1 protein-coding gene is annotated in these 2,614 nt (G+C 77.0%); it reads left to right on the top strand.

Features of this window, described 5'->3' with window-relative positions; translation table 11 throughout:
• Positions 1–2,614: type I polyketide synthase (locus tag VFZ20_RS28945; RefSeq protein WP_329687450.1), on the top strand; the 2,614-nt coding region annotated here is incomplete at both ends.

The raw sequence follows: 2,614 nt of genomic DNA, 5'->3' as shown, positions 1-2,614 counted from the left end.
CGCACGGCCGCGCGCGCGCACCCGGCCGTGCGCCCCGGGTGCGGCGCCGCCTTTACCGTGGGGGAGGGCGGGGACGAGCGGCTGGTGGTGGTGTGCGAGCTGGAGCGCGGCCACCTGCGCGCGGACCCCGCGCCCGTGGCCGCGGCCGTCCGCGAGGCCGTCCCGGCGGAGCACGACCTGGTAGTGCACCGCGTGGTGCTGCTCAGGACGGGCGGCATCCCCAAGACGACGAGCGGAAAGATCCAGCGCCGCCGCTGCCGCGAGGCGCTGCTGGCCGGCGAGCTGGAGGTGGTGTTCGACTGGACGGCCGGCACCCCGCCGCGCGGCGGGGACAACGCGTCCGCATCCGCCGGGTCCGCCCGATCCGCCGCATCCGCGGACTTCGACTCCGCCGGGTCTGTCGAATCCTCCGCATCCGCCCGATCCGCCGAATCCCACGTGTCCCTCGAATCCGCCGCGCTCGTCCGATCGGTCGAATCCACCGCATCCGCCGGGTCCATCGGATCCGCTGGATCCACCGCGTTCGTCCGATCCGCCGAATCCACCGAATCCGCCCGGTCCGCCGAATCCTCCGCATCCGCCGCATCCGTCTGGTCCGCCGAATCCACCGCATCCGTCCGGTCCTCCGAATCCCACGTATCCCCTGAATCCGCCGCGTTCGTCCGATCCGCCGAATCCACCTCCGTGCCGTCCGTCGCCGTAGCGCGGGCGGGGGAGGCGGGGCGGATCGGCGCGTGGCTGGCGGAGCGCGTCGCGGAGCGGACGGGGATGGCGGCGGGGGAGGTCGATCCGCGCGCGCCCTTCGCCAGCCTGGGCATCGACTCCGTGGCCGCGGCCGGGCTGTCCGGGGAGCTGGAGGACTGGCTGGGGCGCGCGCTGCCGCCCACGCTGCTCTTTGAGCATCCCTCCATTCACCGCCTGGCGCGCCACCTGGCCGGCGAGGCCCGGGAGGAAGCCCCCGCGATGCCCGGCGGCGACGCGCCCGGCGAGCCCATCGCCATCGTGGGGATCGGGTGCCGGTTTCCCGGCGCGGACGGGCCCGAGGCGTTCTGGCGGCTGCTGTGGGAGGGGACGGACGCCGTGACGGAGGTCCCCGCGGACCGCTGGGACGTGGACGCCCTGTACGATCCGGACCCCGCCGTGCCCGGCCGGATGACCACGCGCTGGGGCGGGTTCCTGGACGGGGTGGACCGTTTTGACGCGGCGTTCTTCGGCATCGCGCCGCGCGAGGCCGCGCGGATGGACCCGCAGCAGCGGCTGCTGCTGGAGGTGGCGTGGGAGGCGCTGGAGGACGCGGGACTGGACCCCGACCGGCTGGCGGGATCGCCCACGGGGGTGTTCGTGGGGATCTCCACGAGCGACTACGGCCAGCGCCAGTTCACGGACCCGGCCCTGTCCGACGCGTACGCGGGGACGGGCGGCTCCCTTTCCATCGCCGCCAACCGCCTGTCGTACGTGCTGGACCTGCGGGGCCCCAGCCTGGCCGTGGACACCGCCTGCTCGTCGTCGCTGGTGGCGCTGCACCTGGCCGTCCGCAGCCTGCGCGCGGGGGAGTGCGCCACGGCCATCGTGGGCGGGGCCAACCTCCTTCTTTCCCCCGAGATCACCGTAAACTTCTCCAAGGCCGGCTTCATGTCGCCGGACGGCCGCTGCCGCGCGTTCAGCGCGGGCGCCAACGGCTACGTGCGGGGCGAGGGGGCGGGCGCGGTGGTGCTCAAGCCGCTCGCCCGGGCCCGGGCCGACGGCGACCCCGTGTACGCCGTGGTCCGCGGGACGGCGGTGAACCAGGACGGGCGCAGCAACGGCCTCACGGCCCCCAGCGGCGCCGCGCAGGAGGCGGTGCTGCGCGCGGCCTGCGCCGCGGCGGGGGTGCGGCCGGCGGAGGTGGACTACGTGGAGGCGCACGGGACGGGGACGCCGCTGGGCGACCCCATCGAGGCGCGCGCCCTGGGGGCGGTGGTGGGCGCGGGGCGGGCGGAGGGGTGCCCCTGCCGCATCGGCTCCGTCAAGACCAACCTGGGGCACCTGGAGGCGGCGGCGGGGATCGCGGGGGTGATCAAGGTGGCCCTCTCGCTGCGCCACCGCCGGCTCGCCCCCAGCCTGCACTTCGACGAGCCCAGCCCCGCCATCCCCTTCGCGGCGCTGGGCCTGTCCGTGCAGCGCGGGCGCGACGGCTGGCCGGCCGAGCCGGGGCGGGGGGCGGCCGGGGTGAGCTCGTTCGGGTTCGGCGGCACCAACGCCCACGCCGTCCTGGCCGAGGCGCCCCTCGCGGATCCGGCGGACGCGGGACGCGCGCAGGACGCCGGGGATGCGGAGACGCCGGCCCGGGCCGTCCTCCTTCCCCTGTCCGCCCGCGACCCGGGGGCCCTGCATGCCCTGGCGGAGCGGGTGCGCGAGCACCTGCTGTCCACGGACGCCTCGCCGGCGGCCCTGGCCTGGACGGCGTCGCTGCGCCGCGCGCACCACGACCACCGGCTGGCCGTGACGGGATGCACCCGCGAGGCGCTGGCCGAGGCGCTGGACCGGCGCGCGGGGGGCCCGCACCGCCTTCGCGCCGCGGGGCGGGCCGTGCCGGGGCGGGCGCCGCGCATCGCCTTCGTGCTGGGCGGGCAGG

It is taken from the genome of Longimicrobium sp. (assembly GCF_036280135.1).
In the GTDB taxonomy this organism is placed as follows: Bacteria; Gemmatimonadota; Gemmatimonadetes; order Longimicrobiales; family Longimicrobiaceae; genus Longimicrobium.
The sequence above is the reverse complement of the archived record's forward strand: the minus strand, read 5'-3'. Positions and strand labels throughout refer to the sequence as shown.